This window comes from Microbacterium dextranolyticum (assembly GCF_016907295.1).
GTDB classification, from domain to species: Bacteria; Actinomycetota; Actinomycetes; order Actinomycetales; family Microbacteriaceae; genus Microbacterium; species Microbacterium dextranolyticum.
On sequence record NZ_JAFBBR010000001.1, the window covers coordinates 1486404 to 1512719 of the forward strand.

The following is a 26316-nucleotide window of genomic DNA, read 5'->3' on the forward strand; positions in this document are numbered from 1 at the left end:
AGTCTATCAGGTCCCCGCTGTCGACCCGGAATCGACGGGGTCGGTGGGGGAGCGCCGCGGTGCGGCATCCATCGTCGCCAGAGCGAGGTCGAGCACGGCGTTGAAGACCCGCGGACGCATGGCGGTGACCAGATGCGAGGTCCGCGGGACGACGATCAGCTCGGCCTGCGGGACCAGAGAAACGAACAGCTTCTCGTTGACGCGCAGCTGGTCGTACTGCCCGTTGACGAACCACGTCGGCACGTCGATGCGGCGGAGCGCGGCGAGCAGGTCCAGCACCGAGAGGCTCCGCAGCGCCGTGTCCTGCGCATCGTAGGCGTAGCCTCCGGCCCCGAAATCCTCGCGGGTCTCCAGGGGAAGGGTGCGGTCGAGGACCCACTCGGCGATCGCGGAGCCGCGACCCGGCAGGCGGTCGAAGCCCCCCGCGAGCGCGCGATACGTGGCCAGCGCGAGGCCCCGGGGGATCGCGGTGCACGACGCGGCGATGAACGCGTCGACGGGAGGACGCGCGTCCTGCCCCATGTACGCGGTCGAGACGAGCCCGCCCATCGAATGCCCGACGAGCAGCACCGGCCCCGCCTCCGCGGCGCGGCGGACGGCGTCGTCGATCGTGGCGAAGGCGCCCTCCAGGGTGAAGGTCTCGCCCATCCGCGTGCCGTGCCCGGGAAGGTCGACCGCGACGGCAGGGATGCCTCGGGCGGACAGGTGCTCCACCTGCGCGCGCCACATCGTGGCGGAGGTCCGGATGCCGTGCACCATCACCACTGTCGTCACGATGCCAGCCTAGACAGTGCGAGATCTCCGCCCACCTCGTGCACGTGACCGTGCTGTGGTGCGCGAAAGGCCCCGGCGCCCGCCGAAGCGGGGCCGGGGCCTCGTGCGCGATCGATCAGCCGATACGGGTGCGGCGACGTGTCATCGCGAGCACCAGGCCGGCGGCCAGGAGGAACGCGCCGCCCAGCGCCAGGCTCCAGGGGAGCTCGGCACCGGTCGTGGCGAGGGTGCCCTCGCCCACGACCTGGAGCGGCAGGTTCACCAGCACCCGTCCGTCCGCGCCCAGCACGATGAGGTGGTGGGTTCCCGTGGCGAGGGTGCGGGGAACGTTCACCGTGAACGTGACCGTGCCGTTCGCGTCCGCTGCCGGAATGCCGGTGATCACGATCGGGTCGCTGTTGAGCGTCGCGGCGACCTGCTCGTATGCGGCGAGACCCGTGAGGGTGACGGTGAACGACGACCCGCGCTCGATGCGGTTGCCCGAACCGAGTCCCGAGGTCGACACGCCGACCGTGGAACCACCGGTCGAGGGCAGCGTGCCCGACGGGTTCGGCGACGGGACCCCCGTCGGTGCACCGGTGGGAGCGCCGGTCGGCGACGTGCTCGAGGACGGATCCGGCGTCGTTCCGGTCACGAGCTTCGCCCGGCCGAGCGCCGACGGTGCGATCGGCGTGATCGCCTTCGCGTACGCGAGCGTGGCGTCCAGGTCCACCTGACCGGTGTCGGTGCGGTCGGTGCCCTGCGCGAACGGCGTGAAGCCGTCGCCGCCGTTGGCCAGGAACGAGTTCGTGACCACCGTGAACGTGTCGGTATCGGCGATCTTCGTGCCGTTCAGCGACATCGACACGATGCGACCCGAGCGCGACGCGGTCTGGCCGGCCGGGGGAGCATCCTCGGTGTACTCGTAGGTGAAGCCCTGCGAGACGCCCAGGTGAAGCTTCGGGCGGTCGCCCGTCGCCTGCCACTGGCGCGTGAGGATGTCCTTGAGCTGAGCACCCGTGAGCGTGACCGTCACCAGGGTGTTGGCGAAGGGCTGCACGTCGGCGATCTGCTTGTAGGTCACCGTCCCGTCGCCGGTGCGGATGAGGTCGGCCCGCAGCCCGCCCGGGTTCATCAGCGCGATCTGCGCCTTCTTGCCCGCATAGGCCGGGTTCGTGCTCGTGGCCCACAGATAGATGTCGGCGACCGTGTTGCCCATCGTCGACTCCACGCCCCGGTCGGAGCCGCGCGTGCCGCCGCGAAGGATGTCGGCGGTGATCTTGCCGACCGGCTGCGCGCCGATCACGTTCGCGGTCGCGGCGAAGCCGGCCACGAGCGCTGCGACATCCGCATCCGCGGGGTACGCCTTGGCGAGCGGCGACGTCGAGCCCGCGATCGAGACGAGCTCGTGCGCCTGCGTGTCGTACGTGATCGAGAGCTGACCGAGCGCCTTGCCGTACTCGGACGCCTGGATGACCGGGCGCAGCTTTCCGGTCGAGGCGACTTGCACCTTGCACGCGTAGGTCTGGTGCGTGTGCGCCGAGACGATGGCGTCGATGCTCGCCGAGGCGCCGCGGACGAGGGTCCCGAAGTCCGACGGGTCGGTCGCGACGGCGTCGCAGTTGTTCGACACCGACGAGCCGGAGTGCGTCAGCAGCACCGTGACATCGGCGAGGTGGCCCTTGGCGATCGTCGCGGCGACACGGTTGGCCGCCTCGAGCTGGTCACCGAAGTCGATGTCCTCGATGCCCTTGGGGTCGACCATCCGCGCCGTGTCCGTCGTCACGGTGCCGATGAAGGCGACGCGCACGCCGTCGATCGTCTTGATCGTGTACTCCTGCAGCGCAGGGGTCTTCGTGCCCTTCTTGTAGACGTTCGCGCCCAGCGCGTAGGGCGAACCTGCCGCGATCTGCTCGGGGGTCGCGCTCGCCGGATCGGTGTTGCCGCCGAAGCGGGGGATCACGCGCTTCGTCAGATCGGCGAAGCCGCGGTCGAACTCGTGGTTGCCGACCGCCGAGACTTCCAGTCCCGCAGCCTTCAGCGAGTCGATCGTGGGCGAGTCCTGCTGGATCAGCGAGGTGAAGGTGGAGGCCCCGATGTTGTCGCCAGCCGAGACCAGCAGCGTGTTCGGGTTCTTCGCCTTCTTGGCCTTCACGGCGCCCGCGAGCACGGCAGCACCGGCTTCGCCCTGGCTGCCTGCTTCGATACGACCGTGGAAGTCGTTGATCGTCAGGATGTCGATCGTCGTCGGAACGGCGGTGCGTGCCGAGAGGCCGACCTTCAGCGGGTCGTGGTCGCTCGAGCGGTACGGACCGTCCTGCCAGAACAGCGTGCCGTGGTTGTTGTAGCGGCTGTACTCGAGGGCGACCGACTCACCGGAGTTGATGTTCCACACGTCTCCGCCGGTGACACGCTTCTGCGCTGCCGCGTTGTACAGCACGTGGTCGAGCGAACCGGACAGGCCGTCGAACGAGTAGGTCGACCGCCCGACCTTCAGCGCCGATTCGGCGTCGACGTAGCCGGCGTCGTAGAGCACCTGCAGCGGGTCCTCGTGGGTGTACGAATTGAAGTCGCCGACCAGGATCGTCGCTTCGTCCGACGTGGTGATCGAGGACACCCAGTCACGCAATGCCGCGGCCTGCGCGATGCGAGCCGGGTTCCACGCGCCCTGCCCGTCCTTCTGGTCGGCTTGCGCGCCCGAAGCGCCGCTCGAGCTCTTGGACTTGAAGTGGTTCACCACGAACAGGAACGGCGCACCGCCCGCCGTCGGGGCGAACCTCTGCGCGATCGGCTCGCGGGCGTTGCCGAACGCCTGACCCGATGCCGACTGCGTGCCCAGTGCGAGCGCGTCACCCACACGCTGCACCAGCGCGGGCTGATAGATGATGGCGTTGCGGATGACATCCTGCTGCGATGCGTCGGGCAGCTGGGCGGACGCCGGAACGTAAGCCCACTTGGTCGTTCCCGCGGCGCTGTTCAGCGCGTCGACCAGGGTCGAGACAGCCTTGTCGGGCGTGCTCGGGGTCGACTTCGACGAGTTCTCGATCTCCATGAGCCCGACGACCGAGGCATCCAGCGTGTTGATCGCCGAGACGATCTTCGACTGCTGGCGGGTGAGGTCGGCTGAGCTCCACGCACCGCGCAGGTCGCAGCCCGTGCGGACGTTCGTGCCGTTGCCGGCGCGGTCGGTGTAGGGCTGGCACGCGGTGTTCGAGGATCCGAGCGTCGTGAAGTAGTTCAGGACGTTGAACGAGCCGACGCTGAGGTCCCCGCCGACCGCGGCGGGAGCGCTCGTGCGCGGGTTCGTGAACGTCGCCTGACCCTGTGTCGTTCCGTCACCGGGCAGGAAGGACGCCGGGTTCAGCTTCCACCTGTTGTTGCGGTAGTCGAGGACGAACGAGCCGCTGAGCGTGGCCGTGCCGCCGACGACGACCGGGTGCTCCAGCGAGACATAGGCCGGGGTCGCGTTGCCGTTGAGGAGTGCGCCGGTGCCGTTGTTCGCGCGGGCCGCGTAGTCGAGGGATCCGCCGTCGTCCAGGACGACGCCGCGCGCAAGGTTATCGGCGGCGACCGCAGCGGCTTCAGCCGAACCGGGGCGGCCGACGTCGGTGGGCTGACGCAGCACGCCGTTGCCGGCGGCCAGTCCTACCTCGCCGTAGCGGCTGGTGTTGTTCGTGTTCGTCACGGTGAACGAGCCCGAGACGCTCACGAGCATCGACTCGAGGCTTTCGCGCTGGGCGACCGAGGTAAGCCAGGTCGTGAGGACGACGGGCGCCGGCTTTGCGGCGTCGGCGATCTTCGTCGCCATGCCCGCATTCACGCTGAGCTGCGTCAGGCCGTTGAACTCGCCGGCCGTGCCCGTGACGCGCACGGTGTCGCCCAGGGCGACCTCGCTCGCGACGGCGGCTGTCTTCGTGTAGACGAACACGGCGTCGGATGCCGCGTGGGTCGACAGGTCGAGGGTGCCTCCGGTGCCGGGGGTCTGAATGACGTACCCGTTGTAGCCGCCCGTCGCGTAGTGCGCCGTGACGACGCCCTCGGTGGTGACCGTCTGGCCGTTCAGGGGGGTGCTGTCGCCCGTGCCCTGGATCTGCGCGATGGGCGTGATCGTCTGGGGGCTGGGCGTCTGGGTCTGCGTGGGAGTCGGGGTCGGCGAACCGGTCGCGCTCGCCGACGGCGACGGTCCGGTCGATCCGGACGGCGACGGTTCGGGCGAGGGCGTGCTGCTGCCGGAGTTCTGCGGCGTCGGCTCGGCGACGGTGAAGTCCGCGCTGTTGACCGCCGTGTTCGTGTGGGCCGCGTCACGCGTGATGCTCGTCGTGTTCGTCGTCTCGTGCGCGGGCGAACCTGCGGCCGGGGCGGCGGAAGCGCCCCACGCGACGTAGTCGACCACCGCGTCGTCGTTCGGCCCGGTGACGGCCGTCGTGGTCGAGGCGAGCGCGACCTTGCCGGTCTTGCCGCTCAACGCGAGAGTGCCCGTGGCGTCGGGGGTCGGCAGGGGCGTGGTGCCGCCGTCGCCCTTGGCCTCTTGCACGAGGAAGGTCGCTCCGGCGGGGATCGTGCCGCTCAACGCCTGCGGCGCGAACGTCTTTCCGGATGCCGCCGCCGCGTACTGCAGGCTCCAGCCCTCGAGGCTCACGGGGGCGGAAGACACATTGACGAGTTCCACGAAGTCGTTCGTGTACGTCGCGCCGCTGTTGCCGCCGCCGCCGTAGACCTCGTTGATGAGCACGGGGGCGCCGGTGCTGACGGCTGCTTCGGCGGGAAGCGCGATGACGCCGGCGCCGCCGATGGCGAGGGCTCCTGCGGTGATGGCGGCGACGAGCGCGCGGGGCGTCCGCCGTCCGGCCGTGGGACGCGGGGCGCCCGGTGTCGGATCTGACACGTGTTCTCCCTGGTTTCGTATACGTGGGGGGTGAGGTCGCTGCCGCGACCTATGGGTGTGATGAGAGTTCATCCTGCGCAGGCTGAGCGTCGATCGCGTTGCGAGCAGGTGAACACGAGGAGTCGCCCGGCACGCCCTCACGGCGCGGCGCGGCTCACGACGCGGCGGCGATCGTGTCGGCGTCGGTAGAATGCTCGGAATATGTCCCCGCGCGCCCTGAAGCCTCTCGAGCCGTCTGCGACCCCTCCGGAGCAGATCCGCAATTTCTGCATCATCGCCCACATCGACCATGGCAAGTCGACTCTGGCCGACCGCATGCTGCAGATCACCGGTGTCGTCTCCGACCGCGACATGCGGGCGCAGTACCTCGACCGGATGGATATCGAGCGCGAGCGCGGCATCACGATCAAGTCGCAGGCGGTGCGCATGCCGTGGGCGACGGATGCCGGGACCTTCGCGCTCAACATGATCGACACCCCCGGCCACGTCGACTTCACCTATGAGGTGTCGCGGTCGCTCGCCGCGTGCGAGGGGGCGATCCTGCTCGTCGACGCGGCGCAGGGCATCGAAGCGCAGACGCTCGCGAACCTGTATCTGGCGCTCGAGAACGATCTGCAGATCATCCCCGTCCTCAACAAGATCGATCTGCCCGCGGCCGACCCCGAGAAATACGCGGCCGAACTCGCGAACCTCATCGGCGGCGACCCCGCCGACGTCCTGCGTGTGTCGGGCAAGACCGGCATGGGCGTCGAAGAGCTCCTCGACCGCATCGTCGAGCAGATCCCCGCTCCCGTGGGAGACCCGACCGCGCCCGCGCGTGCCATGATCTTCGACTCCGTCTACGACGCCTACCGCGGCGTCGTCACCTACGTGCGGATGGTCGACGGCACGCTCGAACCCCGCGAGCGCATCCAGATGATGTCGACCCGTGCGACCCACGAACTGATCGAGATCGGCGTGTCGAGCCCCGAGCCGGTGCCCACGAAGGGTCTCGGCGTCGGCGAGGTGGGCTACCTGATCACCGGCGTGAAGGACGTCCGCCAGTCCAAGGTCGGCGACACGATCACGAACCACCGCAAGCCCGCGAGCGAAGCGCTCGCCGGCTACACCGACCCGAAGCCGATGGTCTTCTCGGGGATCTACCCGATCGACGGCAGCGACTACGCGGATCTGCGCGAAGCCCTCGACAAGCTGAAGCTCTCGGATGCCTCGCTGCAGTACGAGCCCGAGACCTCCGTCGCCCTCGGCTTCGGTTTCCGCTGCGGCTTCCTCGGCCTTCTCCACCTCGAGATCATCACCGAGCGGCTCTCGCGCGAGTTCGACCTCGACCTCATCACGACGGCGCCCTCGGTGACGTACGAGGTCTTGACCGACACCGGTGAGACGGTGGTCGTGACGAACCCGAGCGAGTACCCCGACGGGCGCGTGGCATCCGTGTCCGAGCCGGTCGTCAAGGTCGGCATCCTGCTGCCGAAGGACTACGTCGGAACCGTGATGGAGCTGTGCCAGCAGCGGCGTGGCACGTTGCTCGGTATGGAGTACCTCTCCGAGGACCGTGTCGAGCTGCGCTACAACATGCCGCTCGGCGAGATCGTCTTCGACTTCTTCGACCAGCTCAAGTCCAAGACCCAGGGCTATGCGAGCCTCGACTACGAGCCCGCCGGTTCACAGGAGGCCGACCTCGTCAAGGTCGACATCCTGCTGCAGGGCGAGAAGGTCGATGCGTTCTCGTCCATCGTCCACCGCGAGAAGGCCTACGCCTACGGCACGCTCATGACCGAGCGGCTGCGCAAGCTCATTCCGCGCCAGCAGTTCGAGGTGCCCATCCAGGCCGCGATCGGCGCGCGCATCATCGCCCGCGAGAACATCCGCGCAATCCGCAAGGACGTGCTCGCCAAGTGCTACGGCGGTGACATCACCCGAAAGCGCAAGCTGCTCGAGAAGCAGAAAGAGGGCAAGAAGCGCATGAAGATGGTGGGCCGCGTCGAGGTGCCGCAGGAGGCCTTCATCGCCGCCCTCTCCGGCGACGTCGAGACCAAGAAGTAGTCGGCCGCCTCAGTCTCACGGACGCGCGACATCGAGGGGTCGGTATCCTGGAGGACATGCGTCGCGGGAACTTCCAGGCCGGAACGGTCGATTACGCGGCGGTCGGCGCCACGAGCGCGCACGACCTCATGTCGTACCCGCCCGAGCAGAGCGTGCCCGCCGAGGCATCCTGGCGCATCGGCAGCGGGCAGGAACGCTTCGAGACCTCGGCAGACGCGCTGCTCTCCTGGGCCGCGCTGCGCGGCGCCGGCCTCGAGATCACGGACGTGCGCCCCGCCTCGGGCCCGATGTACTCCGGCGTCGGCTTCGATGCCGAAGGGCTGCCGGTCGCCCCCAGCCGTCTCGAGGCCGATCAGCGCTTCGACGCCGACGGGACGCCGTACGTCGCCGCCGGCACGACCATCCGCGTGCACGGACACATCAAGGGCATGAACGCCGACGGTGAGCTTCGCGTCATCTCCGCGATCGAAGAACCACGCCGCGTCGCGTTCGCCCTCGGCACGGTCGGCGGCTCCGTCGTCAGCGGCGAGGAGTCGTTCGCGATCGAGTGGCTCGACAACGACGAGGTGCGCTTCGTCGTGCGGGCCTTCGACCGTCCCGTGGCTCTCGCCTACCGCCTCGTCCCGCCGCTCGTGAAGCGCCGGCGTCGCGAGCTGTTCCAGGGCTATCTGCGCGCGATCTCGCCGATGTTCACGACGCCCGCCTGATGGGTTCGGCTCTTCCACTCGGTGATCCGGCACCCGCCGACGGTGCTCTGCCCGGTGACATCGTTCTGGAGGGAACGGTCGACTTCGGCGTCTACCTGCACGTGCCGTTCTGTCGTGTGCGGTGCGGTTACTGCGACTTCAACACCTACACCGCCTCCGAACTGCGCGGCGCACGGCAGGATGCCTACGCCGACGAGGTGCTGCGCGAGATCGATCTCTCCCTCGCGGTCCTCGAGAGCCGCGGGCCGCTCCGGCCCGCGCAGACGGTGTTCTTCGGCGGCGGCACGCCCACGTTGCTGCCCGCCGGCGACCTTGCCCGGATGCTCGCGGGCGTCCGTGACGGCTTCGGTCTGGCTCCGGGTGCCGAGGTCACGGTCGAGGCCAACCCCGACACGGTGACGGCGTCCGTCGTCGACGAACTGGCGCGCGCCGGAGTGACGCGCATGTCGATCGGAATGCAGTCGACGGTGCCGCACGTGCTCCGCACGCTCGATCGGACCCATGAGCCCGCGGCCGTCGCACGCGCCGTCGAGGCGGCCCGCGCGGCCGGTCTCGATGTCAGCGTCGACCTCATCTACGGGACGCCCGGAGAGTCGCTGGCCGACTGGGAGGCGTCGGTACGGGCCGCTCTGGAGCTGCGCCCCGACCACGTGTCCGCCTACGCCCTGATCGTCGAGGAAGGTACGAAGCTCGAGCGCGAGATTCGTCGGGGCGTCGTCGCCGCCCCCGACGACGACCTGCAGGCCGACATGTACGAGCTGGCGGATGAGGCCTTCGGCGCCGCGGGCTTCGCCTGGTACGAGGTGTCGAACTGGGCGACCGCACCCGAACACCGATCTCGGCACAACCTCGCCTATTGGCGGGGGACGGACTGGTGGGGCTACGGACCGGGCGCCCACAGCCACGTCGCGGGGCTGCGCTGGTGGAACGTCAAGCACCCGGCCGCCTATGCACAGCGCCTTGCGGCCGGCGAGTCTCCGGCGGCGGCGCGCGAACGGCCGGATGCCGCGGCGCGCCGACTCGAGAGCGTGCTGCTGCGCTCGCGTATCGCGGGGGGGATCGCCGTGGGGGAGCTCGTGGGCGAGGGGCGTCACGCCGTGGCATCCCTCATCGCCGACGGCCTGATCGACGGATCCGCCGCGGTGCGCGGTCGGGTCGTGCTGACGCGGCGGGGCCGCCTGCTCGCCGATGCCGTCGTTCGCGCGCTCACGGCGTGAGCGGCATTCGGCGCGGAGGCCGGGCGGCGGGCGCGGGGGTGCGTCATCGGCGCGCCGTCGTCGCCTCGCGGTAGGATTGGCACTCGATGGCACGGAGTGCCAACAATCCGACGAGGTTCGACACAAGGAGGGACGATGGTTTCGGAGCGCGGCCTGCAGGTCCTCCGCGCGATCGTGCAGGACTACGTCGACACGAACGAGCCCGTCGGCAGCAAGACCATCGTCGACCGTCATCAGTTCGGAGTGTCGGCAGCGACGATCCGCAATGACATGGCACTGCTCGAGGACGAAGAGCTGATCGTCGCTCCGCACACCTCCTCCGGGCGGGTGCCGACCGACAAGGGGTACCGCGTCTTCGTCGACCACCTGGCGGAGCTCCGCCCCCTCTCCGGAGCGCAGCGCGCGGCGATCTCCACCTTCCTCGCCGATCCGGTCGATCTCGACGATCTGCTCATGCGCACCGTGCGTGCGCTCACACGACTCACCGGTCAGGTGGCGATCGTGCAGTACCCGTCGTTCGCGCGGGCGAGCGTCTCGCACGTGGAGTTCGTCCATCTCGGCGGCACGCGCATCGTCGTGATCATCGTCACCGACACCGGGCGCGTGTCGCAGCGCGTGGCGTTCCTGCAGGGCGAGCTGGACGAGAGCGACGCGGCCCGCGTGAAGGTCGCGATCGCGGCTCTGGTCACCGGAAAGCCGGTCGCGGATGCCGCGCAGGCGATCTCCGACCTGTGCGCCGCTCCCGCGGGGGCGTCCCGTGTCGACGACGCCGTGCGCACGGTGGCGCGCATCGTCGCCGAAGAACTCGACGACTTCCGCCAGGACCGGCTCGTGCTCGCCGGAAGTGCGACCCTCGCGCGCCGCGAGGGAGATTTCCGCGGCAGCATCTCGCCGCTCCTCGAGGCCATCGAAGAGCAGGTGACCCTGCTGAGCCTCATGGGCGAGATGGTCGCCGACGAGCAGGGACTCGCGGCGAGCATCGGCCGCGAGAACGCCTCGTTCGGCCTCGGCGAGGCATCCATCGTCACGAGCGACTACGACGGCGCGGGCACCCGCGCCCGGGTCGGGCTGCTCGGACCCACCCGCATGGACTACCCCACCAACCTCGCGGCGGTCCGCGCCGTCGCGCTCTACCTCACCCGACTGCTCGACGAGGACGACTCGTCCCGCTGAGCGGTCCGACACGTCCGACATCCACCGCGCCCGCTGGGCGCCGAAAGGCGATTGTGGCCGATCACTACGAAGTCCTGGGAGTCTCCCGCGACGCCACCCCCGACGAGATCAAGAAGGCGTACCGGCGGCTCGCCCGCGAACTGCACCCCGACGTGAACCCCGGAGCCGACGCCTCCGAGCGGTTCAAGCTCGTCACGCACGCCTACGACGTCCTGTCCGACCCCGAGCAGCGGCAGCGCTACGACCTCGGCGGCGACGGATCGGCATTCGGCGGCGGCGCCGGGAACTTCGGCGGCTTCGGCGACATCTTCGAGACCTTCTTCGGCGGCGGAGGCGGCAGCCGCGGCGGACGTCCCCGCTCGCGGCGCGAGCGCGGACAGGACGCGCTGGTGCGCGTCACCCTCGACCTGAGGGACGTCGTGTTCGGCGCACACCGCGACATCGACGTCGACACGGCCGTGCTCTGCGAGACCTGCGACGGATCGTGCTGCCAGCCGGGTACCCAGCCCGTGACGTGCGACATCTGTCACGGCTCGGGGCACGTGCAGCGCACCGTCCGGAGCCTGCTCGGCAACGTCGTCACCGCCCAGCCGTGCACCACCTGCCAGGGCTACGGCACGACGATTCCCTATCCCTGCGCGTCCTGCCAGGGACAGGGACGGGTGCGTGCCCGACGGACCGTCTCGGTGGACATCCCCGCCGGTGTCGAGACCGGGCTGCGCCTGCAGCTTCCCGGCTCGGGCGAGGTGGGCCCTGCGGGCGGACCGAACGGCGACCTGTATCTCGAAGTCACCGTCGCGCACGACGACGTGTTCAGCCGCGACGGGGACGACCTGCTCGCCACCCTCGAGGTCTCGATGCCCGACGCCATCCTCGGCGCGCACACGACCATCACGTCGCTCGACGGCGACGTGGATCTGGAGGTACGCGCGGGCGTGCAGTCCGGGGATGTGCTCACGATCAAGGGCCGTGGGATCACGCCGCTGCGCGGGGGCACCCGCGGAGATCTCCGCGTCGGCGTGCAGGTCGTCACACCGACGAAGCTCGATGCGCGCTCGCGCGCGCTCATCGAGGACTTCGCGAAGAAGACGAAGGCCCCCGAGCCGCAGCTGGCGCAGTTCCATCAGGGACTGTTCTCGAAGCTGCGCGACAAGTTCCGCGGCTGAGTCGTGGCGCTGCACTTCCTCGCCGACCCCGACGCGTCGAGCATCGCGCGCGCGGCCGGGTCGCCGCGCGACGACGCGGAATCCGCGCTGCGGATCACGGTCGCCGATGCACGCCCCGGTGACGAGGTGGTGCTCACCGGGTCCGAAGCGCACCACGCCGCGGTCGTCCGCCGCGTGCGCGTGGGCGAAGAGGTCACCGTCGGCGACGGAGCGGGCACCTGGCTGAGCGGAACCGTCGTCGAGGCGGCACCGAAGCGCGTCGTCGTGCGTATCGCGGAGCATTCCGTCGTGCCCGCGCACACGCCGCGGATCGTTCTGGCCCAAGCGCTCGCGAAGGGCGACCGAGACGAGCTGGCGGTGCAGGCGGCCACGGAGCTCGGGGTCGACGAGATCGTGCCGTGGCAGGCATCCCGCAGCGTCTCCCGGTGGGATGCCGTGAAGGCGGCGAAGGGCGTCGCCCGCTGGAGCACGATCGTTCGCGAGGCGGCCAAGCAGGCGCACCGCGCGTGGGTTCCGCACGTGGCGGGTCCCACGACGACCGCGGCACTGGCGGCGTTGTCGGCGGGTGCTCGCGTGTGGGTGCTCGAGCCCACGGCATCCGCTCCTCTGTCGCAGATCGACCTCGACGAGGACGATCAGCGCGACATCGTGCTGGTGGTCGGTCCCGAAGGAGGGATCTCACCCGAGGAGCTCGCGGCTCTCGCGGCGGCGGGCGCCGAACACGTCCGCCTCGGCGACACCGTGCTGCGCACTTCGACCGCCGGGCCCGCCGCCCTGGCCGTCCTCAACGCGCGCCTCGGGCGCTGGTGAGGCCGGCGCGCGCCACCTCCGTGCGCCGCCTGCCCGCCCGTAGACTGGGAACATGAGCGAGCCGTCGATCTTCACCCGCATCTACCAGGGCGAGATCCCGTCCGAGATCCTCGCCGAGACCGAGCACGCTTTCGCGATCCGCGACATCGCACCGCAGGCGCCCGTTCACCTGCTGGTGATCCCGAAGACCGCGCAGTATCGCGACGTCGTCGAACTCGCCGCGGGCGACCCCGCGCTCCTCGCCGAGATGGTGGCGCTGGCCCGCACGCTCGCCGAGGAACACGCGAATGGACAGTTCCGTCTCGTCTTCAACACGGGCGCCGCGGCCGGGCAGACCGTCTTCCACGTCCACGCGCACGTGCTGGCCGGCGACCTGGACGAAGGGAACCTCGGTGCCTGACGATTCCTCGTCCGAGGCCGACATCGTCGAGACGATCCACGCCGACGGCGTCGCGATGGTGCAGCTGCTCGGTCCGCAGGACCGGCTGCTGCGGGTCGTCGAGCGCGAGCATCCGCAGGTGCGCGTGCACGTGCGGGGCAACGAGATCACGCTCAGCGGTGCGCCCGCCGACGTCGCCCGGGCGCGCGCCCTCGTCGACGAGCTGCTGGCGCTCTCGCGCACGGGGCAGGGCCTCGACCCGTCCGACGTCGTCTCGAGCGAGCGGATCCTGCGCGGTGACAGCGGCCAGCGCCCGTCCGAGGTGCTCGGCGAGGCGATCCTGTCCTCCCGCGGCCGGATCATCCGCCCCAAGACGCTCGGTCAGAAGAGCTATGTCGACGCGATCGACGAGAACACGATCACCTTCGGCATCGGTCCCGCGGGAACCGGGAAGACCTACCTCGCGATGGCGAAGGCCGTGCAGGCCCTGCAGCGCAAAGAGGTCAGCCGCATCATCCTCAGCCGTCCGGCGATCGAGGCGGGGGAGCGGCTCGGGTTCCTGCCCGGCACGCTCACCGACAAGATCGATCCCTACCTGCGGCCGCTCTACGACGCGCTCAACGAGATGATGGACCCCGAGATCGTCCCGAAGCTCATGGCCTCGGGCACCATCGAGGTCGCCCCCCTCGCGTACATGCGCGGGCGCACGCTCAACGACTCGTTCGTCGTGCTCGACGAGGCCCAGAACACCACGCCCGAGCAGATGAAGATGTTCCTCACACGTCTCGGCTTCGGCACGCGGATGGTCGTCACCGGTGACATCACGCAGATCGACCTGCCCCAGGGCGCGTCCGGCCTGCGACTCGTCACGCGTGTGCTCAAGGACATCGACGACATCTCGTTCAGCTACCTCACGAGCGACGACGTCGTTCGCCACACCCTCGTGGGACGGATCGTCGACGCGTACACCGAGTACGACGAGCAGCGGCTCGCCTCGCGGCGCGAGCGCGACGAGGCATCCGCTTTCATCGCCGCCAACGAGGGCACCCGCGCTCAGCGCCGCGGTCAGCCTTCCCGACCGGGCGGACCCCGCGACCATCTCCCGAAGCGAGGAATGTCATGACGATCGAGATCACGAACGAGTCGGGCGTCGAGGTCGACGAGACGGTGCTGCTGCGCCTCACCGAGCACAACCTCGCCGAGCTGCACGTGAGTGCGGATGCCGATGTCGCGATCCTTCTCGTCGACGAGGGCGCCATGGAGGCGCTGCACGTCCAGTGGATGGACGAGCCCGGCCCGACCGATGTGCTGAGCTTCCCCATGGATGAGCTGCGCCCGGGAACGCAGGAGCAGCCGACGCCTCCGGGCCTGCTGGGCGACATCGTCCTGTGCCCGCAGGTCGCCGAGACGCAGGCACAGGCCGCGAACCACTCGACGCTCGACGAGCTGATCCTCCTGACGACGCACGGCACGCTGCACCTGCTCGGCTTCGACCATGCCGAGCCGGACGAGGAGCGGGAGATGTTCGGTCTGCAGCGCGACCTCATCGCCGCGTTCCGCAGCTCCGAGCGTCGACGGCGCGCATGACGGCGACGCTCCTCCTGGTCGCCGCCGCGCTCCTCGTCGCGCTCGGCGGCCTGATGGCGGCGCTCGACGCAGCTCTCGGCGTGACGTCTCGCGCCGACCTTCTCGACATGTCGCAGACCGGTCGCGGCGGTGCCGCGCTGGGAAAGATCGCCGCCGACCCTGAGGCTCACGGCAACGCGGTCGTCTTCATCCGCATCCTGGCAGAAACCACGGCGGCGGTTCTCGTCACGGTCGCCTTCACGATCGCTCTCGACAGCATCTGGTGGGCGATGCTCGCCGCCGCGATCCTGATGACCGTCGTGTCTTTCGTGCTCGTCGGGGCGAGCCCCCGCGCCGTGGGGCGCCAGCACGCCCGGGGGCTCCTGCGAGGGGGCGCGCCCATCGTCCGCGGCGCGCGGGTCGTGCTGGGGCCGCTGGCTCATCTGCTCGTGCTGCTGGGCAACCGTGTCACGCCGGGCGTGCATCGCAGCACGTCGTTCGCCAGCGAGGAACAGCTGCTGTCGATGGTCGACGAGGCGGCCTCGCAAGACCTCATCGAAGAAGACGATCGCGAGCTCATCCACTCGGTGTTCGACTTCACCGACACGTTCGTCCGGGCCGTGATGGTGCCGCGTACCGACATGGTGACGATGGATGCCGCCGCCACCACTCAAGAGGCGATGGGCCTCTTCCTCGACAAGGGCGTCTCACGGGTGCCCGTCGCCGACGCCGACGACATCACGGGGGTCGTGTACCTGAAAGACCTCGTGCAGTTCGCCTTCCGTGACGAATCCGCGTGGCGGGACGCCCCCGTGGCGCAGATCGCCCGGCCGGCCGTCTTCGTGCCGGAGTCGATGAAGGCCGAGACGCTGCTGCAGCAGATGAAGCGGGATGCCGTGCACGTCTGCCTCGTCGTCGACGAGTACGGCGGCGTGGCGGGCCTCGTCACCCTCGAAGACCTCATCGAGGAACTCGTCGGTGAGATCGCCGACGAGTACGACCCGCGTCAGAGCGAGATCGTCGATCTCGGCGACGGACGATTCCGCGTCAGCGCCCGCCTCGGGCTGGACGAGGTCGGAGAGCTCTTCGGCATCGAACTCGAGGATGACGACGTCGACTCGATCGGAGGCCTTCTCGGCAAGCAGCTCGGACGCGTGCCGCTGCCGGGCGCACAGGCGGAGTACGACGGGATCGTGATGACCGGTGGGACCTCCCGAGGCCGCGGGCGCGGCCTGGCCACCGTCTTCGTCGAGGCATCCGATGCCCTCACGGCCGCCGATGCGGCGTTCGGGGGACGCACACCGCGCACGGGACCCGTGCCGACCCAGAAGGGCGACGACAGATGAGCGCGCACAGATCCGGATTCGTAACCTTCGTCGGTCGGCCCAACGTCGGCAAGTCGACGCTGACGAACGCGCTGGTGGGCGAGAAGGTCGCCATCACCTCCGACAAGCCGCAGACGACGCGACGCGCGATCCGCGGCATCCTGAACCGCCCGGGCGGGCAGCTGATCATCGTGGACACCCCCGGCATCCACAAGCCGCGGACCCTTCTCGGGCAACGTCTGAACGACCTCGTGGAGCAGGTGCTCGGCGACGTCGATGCGATCGGGTTCCTCGTGCCCGCGACCGAGAAGGTCGGCCCGGGCGACCGCCGCATCGCGGCCTCGCTCGACGGCTATCCGCGCGCGAAGAAGGTCGCGATCGTCACGAAGACCGACATCGCCTCGCGCGAGGAGATCACCGAGCGTCTGATGGAGGTCGACAGTCTGCGAGAGGACTGGGACGCCGTCATCCCGCTGTCGGCCGTCGCGGGGGAGCAGCTGGACGTCCTCGCCGACGAGCTTCTCTCGCTCCTGCCCGAGGGGCCGGCGCTCTACGAGGACGGCGTGGTCACCGACGAGTCGCTCGAGGACCGGATCGCCGAGATCATCCGCGAGGCCGCACTGGAAGGCGTCCGCGACGAGCTGCCGCACTCGATCGCCGTCACCATCGAAGACATCGCCGAGCGCGACACCGGCTCGATGACCGACATCTACGCGAACCTCGTCGTCGAGCGTGACAGCCAGAAGGCGATCATCATCGGGCACAAGGGGTCACGCCTCGCGGCGGTCGGCGCGCGCGCGCGGGCGCAGATCGAGCCGCTCGTCGGAACGAAGGTCTTCCTCAAGCTCCACGTGCGCGTCGCGAAGGAATGGCAGCGCGACCCGAAGCAGCTCGGACGGCTGGGGTTCTGATGCGTGGTCGACGGATGCCCGGCGCGCGGTGCGCCGTCGCGCGCTGGCACGCGGCACCGTCGGCGTGATGAGCGGAATCGGCGACGGGGGAGCACCCGACGCCCGCGTCGCGTCGGTTCCTGCCGGGTGGGTCGGATCCCGTGCGTCTCGCGCGCCCCTGCAAATGCTCACCGCCGAAGTCTTCAACCGCAGCTTCACCCCCTCGCCCGACGCCACGATCCACGTCGCGCCGCTGCGCAGGCCACCGGCGACGCTCACGGTCGTCGTGGGCCTCATCGCCGCGTTCCTCGTGTGGGTCGTGGTGTGGATCCTCGTGCAAGCGGGCACGACGCCGTCGACCGAGGGCCCCGTGCCCTACCTGATCGCCGGATTCTTCGGCCTGGTCGGACTCTACTTCGTGATCAGCTTCGTCAATCTGGTGATGGCGGGACGTGATCGCCGTTCCTGGAGCAACCGCGAATGCGTCGCGCTGGGGCGCTCGGGCGTCGTGATCCGCACGCAGGGCGAAGCCGTCGACATCCCGTGGTCGGAGGTCACCGCGATTCGCGCCACGGTCACGAACTCCGACCGTGCCGCGCGCACGGGCCGCGTGCGGATTCCCGTGCTGCGGATCGAGCAGGGGGCGAGGCACTGGGACTTCGCCTCGTTCATCCTGGGTGCATCGCCGCTCACCGTGTACACCGTGCTGCACTACTACTGGACGCACCCCGCGGCCCGCGCGGAGCTCGGCACGGCGGCCGCTCAGCGGAAGATGGATGCCCAGGCGGGGGCATCCGTGCCCTCCTCCGACCCTGCGGACGCGGGTCCTCCGTCACCCGCGGGGTAGCGGTCTCGACGCTCCCGTCGGAGCATCCGGTCGCGGGTGCCCCGCGGATGCCCGCGTTCATCGCACCTCGGGGCGGGGTGTACGCTGTCCCCATGCGCTTCGGCCAGCTCCTTCTTAGCTGCCGCGACGAGGCCTCGATCTAGGGCCTTCCTCGTCGCGGAGCTTGTCGTTTCTCGACGCCGCTGGCCCGCCCTCATCTGACGAGAGAAGCCACATCATGGAGAACACCCAGAAGACGTCCGGCATGCCGGTCCACAAGTACCGCCCGTATCACGAGCAGATCCGCGTCGAGTTGCCCGATCGCACGTGGCCCGACGCTCGCATCACGCAGGCCCCGCGGTGGTGCGCGGTCGATCTGCGCGACGGCAACCAGGCCCTCATCGACCCGATGAGCCCCGAGCGCAAGCGCGTCATGTTCGAGCTGCTCGTGCAGATGGGGTACAAGGAGATCGAGGTCGGATTCCCCTCCGCCTCGCAGACGGACTTCGACTTCGTGCGACAGCTGATCGAGGAGGGGCTGATTCCCGACGACGTCACGATCCAGGTGCTGACGCAGGCGCGTGAACACCTCATCGAGCGGACCTACGAGGCCATCGCCGGCGCCAAGCAGGCCATCGTGCACCTCTACAACTCGACGAGCGTCCTGCAGCGCGAGGTCGTCTTCCGCAGCGACAAGCAGGGGATCATCGACATCGCGCTGAACGGTGCGCGCCTGTGCCGCGAGTTCGAGAAGCGGATCCCCGAGACCGCGGTGTACTACGAGTACTCGCCCGAGTCGTACACCGGCACCGAGCTGGAGTTCGCCGTCGACGTCTGCAACCAGGTGATCGAGATCTTCGAGCCCACCCCCGAACGCAAGGTCATCATCAACCTGCCTGCCACCGTCGAGATGGCGACCCCGAACGTCTACGCCGATTCGATCGAGTGGATGAGCCGACGCCTCGCCCACCGCGAGAACGTCATCCTGTCGCTGCATCCGCACAACGACCGCGGCACCGCGATCGCCGCCGCCGAGCTGGGGTACATGGCCGGCGCCGACCGCATCGAGGGATGCCTGTTCGGCAACGGCGAGCGCACCGGCAACGTCGACCTCGTCGCGCTCGGCATCAACATGCTGACCCAGGGCATCGACCCCCAGATCGACTTCAGCGACATCGACCACGTCAAGCGCACCGCCGAGTACTGCAACCAGCTGCCGGTGCACGAGCGCAGCCCGTGGGCCGGCGATCTGGTGTTCACCGCGTTCAGCGGTTCGCACCAGGACGCGATCAAGAAGGGCTTCGAGTCCATGGCCGCGCGGGCCGAGGCATCCGGCGTCACGGTCGACGATATCGAGTGGGCCGTGCCGTACCTGCCCATCGACCCCAAGGATCTGGGGCGTTCGTACGAGGCCGTCATCCGCGTGAACTCGCAGTCCGGCAAGGGCGGCGTCGCGTACCTGCTGAAGACCGACCACGCGCTGGATCTGCCCCGCAAGCTCCAGATCGAGTTCTCGGGTGTCGTGCAGGCCAAGACCGATGCCGAGGGCGGCGAAGTGTCGAGCGACCAGATCTGGGCGATCTTCACCGACGAGTACCTGCCCGCGGCGGCCCACGACGACAAGTGGGGCCGGTTCGAGTTGCTGTCCACCCGCACGGCCAGCGACATGTCCGGCGAGGTCGCGCTCGATGTCACGCTCCGCGACGGCGACGAGACGGTCGCGACGCGCGGAGTCGGCAACGGTCCGGTCTCGGCTTTCCTCGAGGTCGTCCGCGCGCAGGGCTTCGACGTCACGCTGTACGACTACGTCGAGCACACGCTCAGCGCCGGCGGCGACGCACAGGCCGCCTCGTACGTCGAGCTGCAGGTCGACGGCGAGCGCCTGTGGGGCGTCGGGATCGACGGTGACATCTCGACGGCGAGCCTCAAGGCCATCGTCTCGGGGGTGAACCGGGCGATCCGCACCCGCTCGCACGCGGGTGCTCTCGCCGGCGTCTGACACAAGTCGCATCCCCCATGGGGAACGCACAGCGCCCGGGGCCGTCGTCGCCCCGGGCGCTGTGCGTGGGGGCGGTCTGCGGCTCCGCGCTCCGGTGCCGCCGCATCAGGGTTTGATGATGGGGATGGCGGATGTCTCGAGAGCGACCTTGCGGCGGTGCAGGGCACGCTGCTCGGGCAGCGAGATGTCGAAGATCACGGCGAGCAGGCGAATGACGGTGGTCACGACCACGCAGGCGACGGATGCCGCGGCGATCGGCGCACCGAGCGCGTGCGCTCCGACCAGCACGGCACAGCCGGCGCCGGCCGCGACCGCGTAGAGCGAGCCGACGTGCATGACCGACACCGGAAGTCCCATGATCACGTCGCGCAGGATGCCTCCGCCGACGGCGGCGCACACGCCGATGAAGACGGCGGGCACCACGGGAACGCCCATCGCGAGTGCCTTGGCGGTTCCGAAGGCCCCGAACAGCCCGATCACGATGGCATCCAGCGCCACGATCAGGCCGTTGAGCCGCTGGAAGATGTTCGCCAGCAGCATCCCGACCAGTGCTGCCCCCGTCGCCGTCAGCAGGTACCAGTTGCTCTGCAGCGTCGCCAAGGGGGTGTTCAGCAGCAGGTCGCGGATGATTCCGCCGCCCATCCCCATCATGATGCCGATGAGGGCGACGCCGAGCAGATCGAGGCGCTGCCGACCGACGAAGCCGGTCGCGAACAGCGCCCCCTGCACGCCGCCGAGTCCGACGGCGAGAAGGTCCGCCCACAGCGGGATCACGAAGAGCTGGTCGTCCACCTCTCCATTCTCCCGCCTGCGGTGCGGATGCCCGGCTCCGGTGGGGCGGCGCACCTGTGCACGACGCGTCCGCGGTGGCATCCGCACCACCGTGCGCCGCGCGCGCCGCGGCTGCGAGCCTCCAGCCCGTGTCGGACAGGGCGGAGATAATGGAGGGGTGCCCACCTACCGCGACGAAGTCGTGGTCCTGCGTACCCACAAGCTGGGGGAGGCGGACCGCATCGTGACGATGCTCAGCCGTCGTCACGGCAAGGTGCGTGCGGTGGCCAAAGGCGTGCGGCGCACATCGTCGAAGTTCGGCGCGCGGCTCGAACCGTTCATGGTCGCCGACGTGCAGCTCTATCAGGGACGCACGCTCGACATCGTGCAGCAGGCGGAGTCGCTCGGCTCGTACGGGGCGCCCATCGTCGCCGACTACGACCGGTACACGGCGGCCCACGTCATGGTCGAGACGGCCGACCGACTGAACGAGGCCGAGGCGACCGCGCAGCAGTACCTTCTGCTGGTCGGCGGATTGCGCACCCTCGCTCAGGGTGGGCGCGCGCCGCGCGGAGTGCTGGATTCGTATCTGCTGCGGGCGATGGCCCTGTCCGGATGGGCTCCCGCGCTCGACGCGTGCGCCCGGTGCGGCACCCCGGGGCCGCATGAATGGTTCGTCGCCCCGCTCGGCGGAAGCGTCTGCCGCGCCTGCGCACCCGCGGGCTCTCCCCGCATCCACCCCGAGACGCTGCTCCTGATGCGGGCGCTGATCGCGGGGGAGTGGGAGATCGTGGATGCGGCATCCGCACACGCGCGGTCCGCGGCCTCCGGCCTGGTGGCCGCCTACACCCAGTACCACCTCGAGCGGGGCATCCGCTCGCTCTCGCAGATGGAGACCCGTCGGTGACGCCGAAGCCCTACACGCACCGCGATGCCGTGCCGTATCGTCCCCTCGACTGGACGGGACTCCCGGCCCCGGCCTTCCCGAAGGGGCGCGTGCCGCGGCACGTCGCGATCGTCATGGACGGGAACGGGCGCTGGGCCAACCGCCGCGGCCTCACTCGGATCGAGGGGCATCGGGCGGGCGAAGAGGTGCTGCTCGACGTCGTCGCCGGGGCGATCCAGGCGGGCGTCTCGCACCTCAGCGTGTACGCGTTCTCGACGGAGAACTGGGCGCGCTCGCCCGAGGAGGTGCGCTTTCTCATGGGCTACAACCGTGACGTGCTGCACCGCCGCCGCGACCAGCTCAACGAATGGAACGTGCGCATCCGCTGGGCCGGCCGCCGGCCGCGTCTGTGGGGCTCGGTCATCAAGGAGCTCCAGTACGCCGAGCAGCTCACGCAGGGGAACACAGGCCTCACCCTGACGATGTGCATCAACTACGGCGGCCGTCACGAGATCGTCGACGCGATGCGCGCGATGGGCGAGGAGATCGCCCGCGGCCGGATGAAGCCGTCGGCGATCACCGAGAAGACGCTGCGCCGACACCTGTACATCCCCGACATGCCCGACGTCGATCTGTTCGTCCGATCGAGCGGTGAACAGCGCACCTCGAACTTCCTGCTGTGGGAATCGGCGTACGCCGAGATGGTATTCCTCGACACGCTGTGGCCGGATTTCTCGCGCAGCGACCTCTGGCATGCGATCCAGCTGTACCTGGACCGGGACCGCCGCTTCGGGGGGGCCGTCGACGCCCCGACCGCGTAGGCATCCCGCTCGCCGTCATACCACGGTGGGAATACTCCCGCGCGGGACCGCGTTGTCGACGGTGTGACCAATGCCATCAAGATCGACGTGTGGAGTTTGTCAAACTAGCCTGTCAGTAGCAGGTTGCCTCTGTCAGCCGAAAGCTATCTCCGTTGCTCGTGTGATCCGTCAGTGTGACCAGAGCTTCTTCCATTGGGCGGAGGGCTGTTGTTAGGTCGTTGGTCATGCCGACCTGCGTGCTACCGGAGATGATTGCGGCTTCGATATAGAGGGAGTTGGGGCACCCATCTACCGAGATGACGCGGAGCTTGCTGCACGACCAGTAGTCGCAGGTGTAGCTACTCTTCGGCTCCCATTTCGCAAAAATCCCACGCTTGACCTCCTGGTAGCCGTCAGCCTCGAGCTTCTGTGTTGGCGTCTTCTCGATTGGCTTCTGCGCCTGCGGCTCGCCGGGCGATTGCGTGGCGCTTCCGGCTACTCGCGGTGCGCTCATGGCGCCGACCACAGCGACCGCTCCGATACCTAAAGCCACGGTGACGATCAGTGCCGCTGCCGTGATACCCAGAGCTAGCCACACGCCGCCATTCTTCGACTTCCGCGCGCGTGCCGCGGTCCATGTCGTGCCGTCCCAGTACAGCTCTTGAGAAGGGTTCTGCGGGTGCGGATACCAGCCGGGGGATGCCATTCATGCAGGCTAGCGGAGGGGCATGCTTCCGATCACCCTGCCCGCCTCGACACGGCGGCATTGTTCGCGCCGCTCACGGTGGCCTGTAGTGTCTGGCTGCCGATGGTGAGGCCGACTCGATCGGCGATCTCGGTGAGCAGTGAGCGGTCGTACTGCGAGAGTTGGACGACGCTCGACTCGGGCGCGGATACGGTGCGTGTCGGCGCTCCGATGCGGTAGTCACTGCGCACGCGCTGGGCGCCGAGGGAACCGAATGGCGCGGCGCTGAGCGAGGCATCGAATGCGCCCGAGGTGGTGTTGGCGATTCGTCCCATCTGGCGAGTGAGGTCGCCTTCCCCGCCGCGGAGGCCCTTCACGAGGCCGTCGATAACGTTGCCGCCGTAGCCTGCGAACAGGCGGCTGGGCGAGTGGATGCCAAGCAGTGAGAGGAATCCACCGATAGCACTCTTGGCGATCTCGATGAGAGCCGATCCGACCGATCCTGCCGCGTTCCAGAGTCCCTTGACGAGGCCGGCGATGAGGTCGATACCGGCCTTGATGAGGGCGGGCACGAGTCGCGCGAGCGCATCGATCATGACCGGGGCGAGCGTGATCAGTGCGTCAACGAGTTGCGGGATGATCTGCGGAATCGCGGTCACTATTCCAGTGAACAGCTCGACTGCGGCCGTGATGAGGCGGGGGAGCATCCCCACGACAGATGACACGAGACGGGGGAGCAACGTGACGATGCCCTGCACGAGTGGCGGAATGATCTGCGGGATTGCCTCGACGAGTGACATGAACAGCGAAAGCGCCGCTTCGGCGAGTCGGGGGAGCAGGGAGAGAATCGCGCCGAGCAGCGTGGGGAGCAGGCCGACGAGGGCGTCCACGAGGGGCGGGATGATGACCGGCACGGCCTCGATGATTGAGGTCAGTACCTGGACGGCGGCGGCGAGGATGCCGGGGGTGAAGTTGCTCAGCGTCTGCACGATGTCGGGGAGCAGTGTGGCGAGGCTTGCGATCAGCGGTGGGACGACTTGAACGACGGCCTGCACGATCCCAGTGAGTGCGGTCAGCGCGGCGCCGAGGAGCATCGGCGCGTTGTTCGCGAGGAACGTCACGACCGTCGTGATGAGGGTTGCCGTCGATTCGACGACTCGGGGAAGGATCTCGCCCGCGGCGTCGAGGATGCCGCTCAGAGCGCGGAGGGCGGCGTCGACGATCGCGCCGCGGGCGTCGAGCAGGGTGTCGGCGATGCCCGAGATGTCGAACCCATCGCCGGAGAGCAGCGAGGCGAATGCCTCTCCGATGCCCCCGGCGATCGCCTGGAAGGTGGGCGAGTCCGCCAGCGAGACGAAGAGGTCGTTTACCTTGTTGAGGCCGTTGGTGATGGGCGGAAGTAGGTCGGTGACGAACATCTCGGTGAGGGCGCCGAAGCTGTTCTTCACTTTCTCGACGGTGCCGAGGAACGTGCCGCCGAACGCTTCGGCGCTGCCGCCGAATTGCTCTTGCAGGACGCCCAGGATGATGCCCTGAGCGCCCGCAACGTCGCCCACGGCGGTCATTTGCTCGACCATGGCCTTCTGGTCGGCGGTGAGCTGCACGCCGACCTTCGAGAGCGCGCCGACGCCTTTGATCGGATCGTTTAGCGCCTTGCCGACGAGGGTGGCAGCCGAGGTCATGTCGGTACCCATCGCGACAGACATGTCGAGGGCGCTCTTGGTGGCGGCGTCGAAGTTGGTGCCCTTGATGTTGGTGAACGTCAAGAGCATGTTCTGCCCGGCCTGGATCGTCTCGGCCTCGACGCCGGACATGCGCTCGAGCGAGTCGGCGAGGCCGGTGATCTGGTCGATCGAGCGCTCCGCCGCGCCGCCTGTGGAGGTGAGCGCGGCGGAGGTCTGGGCGTTTAGTCGCTCAACCTCGGCGACCGCCTTGAAGGCCTCGACGCCGAGCGCGCCGATCGCGACCCCGGCGCCAACAGCCATCGCGCCGACCGCCACGCCGATGCCGGCGAGGCCCTTACCGAATGCGCCCAGCCCGCCTGCGGCGTCGTCGAGGCCGCTCTTGAGCTGTTTGGTGTCGGCGAGTACGGAGATCGCGATGGTCTGCCCGGCCATGGGTTAGCCCTTCTTGGCTCGCTTGTTGTGCGCGCGGATGAGTGCCTCGCGCTGGGAGAGGGTGAGCGCCCAGAACTCGGACGGCGAGAGGGAGAGACTCACGACGAACGTCGCGAGGTCCTCATCCCACGCCTCGGGGTCTACTCGGTAGGCGTTGCCGGGGAGGTCTTGGCGGAGCGGGACGCTTTTGGGGCCTTGTCCTCCGTCGTTGCGATCGCGTCGGAGGCCTCCGTGGTCTTGATGCCGAGGATCTCGTACGCCTCGGTTATCGTCAGCGCGGTCGCCTCGTTCCACGAGAACTCGGGGTGTCCCTGGCGGCGCCTGTAGACGAGCGCGAGAGCGGCGAGCATGTTGCCCTTCGGCGCGCTCGAATCGTCGAGCGAGGCGAGCGAGTACCCGCCGAGCTTCTCGACGGTGGCGATCTCGCCGAGGGTGAGGGATGCGGAGTCGATAGCCATGATGGCGGTCCTTTCAGGTGAGGTCGTGCTGTTTGAGGAGGTCGGCGATCCCGGCATCGAGTTGCTCGAAGATGCGGGATCGGTTGGCTTGGAGGGCGTCCGTGAGGAACGGGCGCGCCGGGATGCCGCGTGCGGGCCATCCGTAGTGGACTACGCCGGCGTAGGGCGCTTTCGCGCCGCCCGCGCGCACGACGGCTTTTGTCTTCCCGCGCCCGGCTCGGATGGTGGATGCGAGGCGCCCTGACTGCTGCGGGGGCGCTGCGGCGTCGACGACGATCGAGCCGATCGCGTGCATTAGGTCTTTGAGGTCGTCGGCGGAAGCGCCCGCCGCTGCGAGCTGGCGCTGTGCGGTGCGCAGGCCCTCGACGCGGATGCGGCCGGGGCCGTTTGTGATTTCGAAGGAGTCGCCCATTACGCGCTCCCGAAGGCCGAGAGGCCGTAGGGCGAGACGCCGAACCCGTTCAGCACGGTTTCCGCTGTGAGTTCTTCAGGCTCGCCAACGACGAGCCACGCAAACTCGAAGATGAACGCGCGATCGCCCGCCGCGCCGCCGAGAGCGGGCCGCGGGCCGATCTGCAACTCGCCGACGTAGTGCGGCGCGTCGGCTGTGGGGGTCGCGTTGCCGTTGGGGGCGAAGACGTAAGGCACGGTGTCGCCGGACCTGTCCCACGCGAAGCGCCAGAGCGCGCCCGTGCGGGTGTTCTGATACGCCTCGCCGCTGAGAGTCCACTGCTGGACGGGGAACGGCAGGGCGAGCGAGTCGTCGTCACTGTCCTCGGGCGCGAGGTGCCCCTCCGTCAACTCCGCCCAGCGCTCTACGCCGTCCAGCCAAAGGGCGGGGCGCATGCGCGGGGCGG

23 protein-coding genes are annotated in these 26316 nt (G+C 69.1%); 15 read left to right on the top strand and 8 right to left on the bottom strand.

The features are described 5' to 3' along the window. Positions 1-6 precede the first annotated feature (6 nt). On the bottom strand, positions 7-777 hold the full coding sequence (locus JOE64_RS06785) for an alpha/beta fold hydrolase (protein ID WP_204964998.1): 771 nt from the start codon (positions 775-777) through the stop codon (positions 7-9). A 112-nt stretch (positions 778-889) separates the two neighbouring features. Further along, a complete protein-coding gene (locus JOE64_RS06790; protein WP_204963550.1) occupies positions 890-5638 on the bottom strand; it encodes an ExeM/NucH family extracellular endonuclease in 4749 nt (1582 codons plus the stop codon). A 201-nt stretch (positions 5639-5839) separates the two neighbouring features. On the opposite strand from JOE64_RS06790, the gene lepA reads away from it, so the two are divergent. From lepA to leuA, 13 genes are all read left to right on the top strand, one after another. Continuing rightward, positions 5840-7684, top strand: coding sequence for a translation elongation factor 4 (lepA, locus tag JOE64_RS06795; protein WP_204963551.1), 1845 nt, complete (start codon positions 5840-5842; stop codon positions 7682-7684). Positions 7685-7740: 56 nt separating this feature from the next. Continuing rightward, complete coding sequence (locus JOE64_RS06800) at positions 7741-8391, top strand: DUF1990 domain-containing protein (protein WP_204963552.1); 651 nt, start codon at positions 7741-7743, stop codon at positions 8389-8391. Then, on the top strand, positions 8391-9608 hold the full coding sequence (hemW, locus tag JOE64_RS06805) for a radical SAM family heme chaperone HemW (RefSeq protein WP_204963553.1): 1218 nt from the start codon (positions 8391-8393) through the stop codon (positions 9606-9608). The genes JOE64_RS06800 and hemW overlap by 1 nt, the downstream gene beginning before the upstream one ends. Positions 9609-9743: 135 nt before the next feature. Then, positions 9744-10781 carry a heat-inducible transcriptional repressor HrcA gene (gene hrcA, locus JOE64_RS06810; RefSeq protein ID WP_204963554.1) on the top strand — a complete coding sequence of 346 codons (1038 nt, stop codon included), beginning with the start codon at positions 9744-9746 and terminating at the stop codon, positions 10779-10781. Between the two features lie 53 nt (positions 10782-10834). Further along, a complete protein-coding gene (gene dnaJ, locus JOE64_RS06815; protein ID WP_204963555.1) occupies positions 10835-11947 on the top strand; it encodes a molecular chaperone DnaJ in 1113 nt (370 codons plus the stop codon). 87 nt (positions 11948-12034) lie between these two features. Then, positions 12035-12757 carry a 16S rRNA (uracil(1498)-N(3))-methyltransferase gene (locus JOE64_RS06820; protein WP_204964999.1) on the top strand — a complete coding sequence of 241 codons (723 nt, stop codon included), beginning with the start codon at positions 12035-12037 and terminating at the stop codon, positions 12755-12757. 52 nt (positions 12758-12809) lie between these two features. Continuing rightward, positions 12810-13157: an HIT domain-containing protein gene (locus JOE64_RS06825; RefSeq protein WP_204963556.1), complete on the top strand. Its 348-nt coding sequence runs from the start codon at positions 12810-12812 to the stop codon at positions 13155-13157. Positions 13158-13212: 55 nt separating this feature from the next. Beyond that, entirely contained in the window at positions 13213-14259 is a 1047-nt protein-coding gene (locus JOE64_RS06830) for a PhoH family protein (protein ID WP_239532012.1), read from the top strand. Next, positions 14256-14723 carry an rRNA maturation RNase YbeY gene (gene ybeY, locus JOE64_RS06835; RefSeq protein ID WP_204963558.1) on the top strand — a complete coding sequence of 156 codons (468 nt, stop codon included), beginning with the start codon at positions 14256-14258 and terminating at the stop codon, positions 14721-14723. Before JOE64_RS06830 ends, ybeY begins: the two co-directional genes overlap by 4 nt. Further along, positions 14720-16048, top strand: a complete 1329-nt coding sequence (locus JOE64_RS06840; RefSeq protein ID WP_204963559.1) for a hemolysin family protein — start codon at positions 14720-14722, stop codon at positions 16046-16048. Before ybeY ends, JOE64_RS06840 begins: the two co-directional genes overlap by 4 nt. Next, on the top strand, positions 16045-16938 hold the full coding sequence (gene era / locus JOE64_RS06845; RefSeq protein WP_204963560.1) for a GTPase Era: 894 nt from the start codon (positions 16045-16047) through the stop codon (positions 16936-16938). The genes JOE64_RS06840 and era overlap by 4 nt, the downstream gene beginning before the upstream one ends. Before the next feature lie 67 nt (positions 16939-17005). Then, a complete protein-coding gene (locus JOE64_RS06850) occupies positions 17006-17764 on the top strand; it encodes a hypothetical protein (RefSeq protein ID WP_204963561.1) in 759 nt (252 codons plus the stop codon). A gap of 217 nt (positions 17765-17981) precedes the next feature. Continuing rightward, positions 17982-19742 carry a 2-isopropylmalate synthase gene (gene leuA, locus JOE64_RS06855; protein WP_204963562.1) on the top strand — a complete coding sequence of 587 codons (1761 nt, stop codon included), beginning with the start codon at positions 17982-17984 and terminating at the stop codon, positions 19740-19742. A gap of 105 nt (positions 19743-19847) precedes the next feature. Here the strand turns inward: leuA and JOE64_RS06860 are convergent, their stop codons facing one another. Next, entirely contained in the window at positions 19848-20534 is a 687-nt protein-coding gene (locus JOE64_RS06860; RefSeq protein ID WP_204963563.1) for a trimeric intracellular cation channel family protein, read from the bottom strand. Between the two features lie 157 nt (positions 20535-20691). On the opposite strand from JOE64_RS06860, the gene recO reads away from it, so the two are divergent. Both recO and JOE64_RS06870 read left to right on the top strand, forming a co-directional pair. Beyond that, positions 20692-21420, top strand: a complete 729-nt coding sequence (recO, locus tag JOE64_RS06865; protein ID WP_204963564.1) for a DNA repair protein RecO — start codon at positions 20692-20694, stop codon at positions 21418-21420. After that, on the top strand, positions 21417-22220 hold the full coding sequence (locus tag JOE64_RS06870) for an isoprenyl transferase (RefSeq protein ID WP_204963565.1): 804 nt from the start codon (positions 21417-21419) through the stop codon (positions 22218-22220). Before recO ends, JOE64_RS06870 begins: the two co-directional genes overlap by 4 nt. A gap of 112 nt (positions 22221-22332) precedes the next feature. On the opposite strand, the gene JOE64_RS06875 is transcribed toward JOE64_RS06870, so the two are convergent. The 5 genes from JOE64_RS06875 to JOE64_RS06895 form a co-directional block, all read right to left on the bottom strand. Continuing rightward, complete coding sequence (locus tag JOE64_RS06875; RefSeq protein WP_204963566.1) at positions 22333-22905, bottom strand: DUF2510 domain-containing protein; 573 nt, start codon at positions 22903-22905, stop codon at positions 22333-22335. 32 nt (positions 22906-22937) lie between these two features. After that, on the bottom strand, positions 22938-25001 hold the full coding sequence (locus tag JOE64_RS06880; protein WP_204963567.1) for a phage tail protein: 2064 nt from the start codon (positions 24999-25001) through the stop codon (positions 22938-22940). Positions 25002-25141: 140 nt separating this feature from the next. Next, positions 25142-25459, bottom strand: coding sequence for a hypothetical protein (locus tag JOE64_RS06885; protein WP_204963568.1), 318 nt, complete (start codon positions 25457-25459; stop codon positions 25142-25144). 13 nt (positions 25460-25472) lie between these two features. Next, positions 25473-25871: a phage virion morphogenesis protein gene (locus JOE64_RS06890; RefSeq protein WP_204963569.1), complete on the bottom strand. Its 399-nt coding sequence runs from the start codon at positions 25869-25871 to the stop codon at positions 25473-25475. Next, complete coding sequence (locus JOE64_RS06895; protein WP_204963570.1) at positions 25871-26305, bottom strand: hypothetical protein; 435 nt, start codon at positions 26303-26305, stop codon at positions 25871-25873. The genes JOE64_RS06890 and JOE64_RS06895 overlap by 1 nt, the downstream gene beginning before the upstream one ends. Positions 26306-26316 lie beyond the last annotated feature (11 nt).